Below are 1,374 nucleotides of genomic sequence, written 5' to 3'. Positions count from 1 at the left end.
TTTTTAGCTCGAAATATCCACCGCTCGGTTGTGCCGATTTTTCGGCTTTTCCACAACTTAGGGAGCGGTTTTCTTGGGTTTGAGCGGGGGCTTGCTCCCTAAGAGCTTGGGACAATCCCGCGATCGCGTCCTGCAATAACAGCAGTTCCGAGGGGGATAGTTTGGCGGCGGCCTGGATGGCGATCGACAACCGATCGATCTTTCGATCGGCTTCCGGTGGTGCAGGTGGTGCGGTTGGTGCAGGCCCCCAACTGGGGTCAAGCTCCCTGCTTTTGCGATCGGGCTTCAATTCTGCCGAAATTGGGATGTTCCCAAAACCTAATGCGAGCTGCTCTCTCATTTCTCCCGGGGTAGAATTACCAAACCACAGAGCCTTTTCACAACTAAGCAAAACGAGCGATCGCGTCGGGCGATCGCTCGTTTTTTTTGGGCGCTACTCGGTTGGGGTCGGCGGATCTTCAGGCGCGAGCGTTTCTACAGTTTCCTGCCACTCCGCGAGAATTTGCTCTAAATTGCTCAGACGCTCCTTGAGGCGCTGCTCCCTGTGCTCCAGGCGCTCTCTGTCTAATTGGCAATCCTCAATCTGATCTCGCAATTCCGCAATCAAGCAGCTCAGGGTTTTCCCGTGAGTTCGCGGCTTAGGTCGTTGCCCAGAAGATCCCGTGCAAAGCGTTCTACTAGCTCGCTGGAACTGGTTCGCAGCGCCTTGGCTTTCACTGTCAGCAATTTGCGGGCCGTGGGAGTCAGGGTCAGTTCGTAAACCTTTTTTTGCTCGCCGTAGGTTGGTTTTCGTCCTGCTCGCATTGAAAGAGTCCCCCATAACTATCCCCCAATTTTATCCGGGATAATGCTTGATTTTTAATCCCGGATAGATTTATTATTTGAATTATATCAGGGATAAATTGAAATTGAGCAAAGCGCCCCTGATGGCGTGGCCATAGGCCAGCGCGGGATTTGGGGGAGACCGGCACAAACGGCGGCCGGCCACCTTGCACCCGAGATCACCGCGTGAATTTGCGTCCCTGAGTGGTGTTGAGAGATTGGTTTGCAGCGGGCGATCGGCTGTGTGGTGGATCGCCCACTTTCCTTCCCCCCAAACTTCGGAAAATTGCCTATGCAGAAATCTATCTACGACGACCGCACTGAGGCTCTCACCTTCGGGGCAGAGCAACTGTCTCTACTGGTGGCCCGAGTTCGGCAAGCCCTGAAGGAACTGGGTTACACCATCCGCAAGCGCAACCAGCGCTCTGAGTGGCTGATCATCGCGCCTAACGATAAATGGGCGCTGCTGGTCTACTCCCACGCCAATGGATGGGAAGTAAAGGGGCCGGCCGATAGCTCAGACAAGATCGCGATCGCTGACACAATCCAACA

The 1,374-nt window shown here is 54.6% G+C and carries 2 protein-coding genes and 1 pseudogene; 1 reads left to right on the top strand and 2 read right to left on the bottom strand.

The features are described 5' to 3' along the window. Positions 1-340, bottom strand: a pseudogene (locus VPK24_RS11170) (hypothetical protein); the annotation flags it as partial. A 272-nt stretch (positions 341-612) separates the two neighbouring features. Further along, positions 613-804, bottom strand: coding sequence for a hypothetical protein (locus VPK24_RS11165; protein ID WP_393013260.1), 192 nt, complete (start codon positions 802-804; stop codon positions 613-615). 310 nt (positions 805-1,114) lie between these two features. Here VPK24_RS11165 and VPK24_RS11160 point away from each other — a divergent pair. After that, the coding region (locus VPK24_RS11160; protein ID WP_393013258.1) for a hypothetical protein at positions 1,115-1,374 on the top strand (260 nt) is incomplete at its 3' end.

Origin of the sequence: Limnothrix redekei LRLZ20PSL1, from assembly GCF_043235035.1 — a bacterium.
GTDB lineage: Bacteria > Cyanobacteriota > Cyanobacteriia > CACIAM-69d > CACIAM-69d > CACIAM-69d.
The sequence above is the reverse complement of the archived record's forward strand: the minus strand, read 5'-3'. Positions and strand labels throughout refer to the sequence as shown.

What these genes read in the sequence shown, in the direction of transcription:
- VPK24_RS11165 (WP_393013260.1), bottom strand. Translation starts at nt 804, where the DNA reads ATGCGAGCAGGACGAAAACCAACCTACGGCGAGCAAAAAAAGGTTTAC.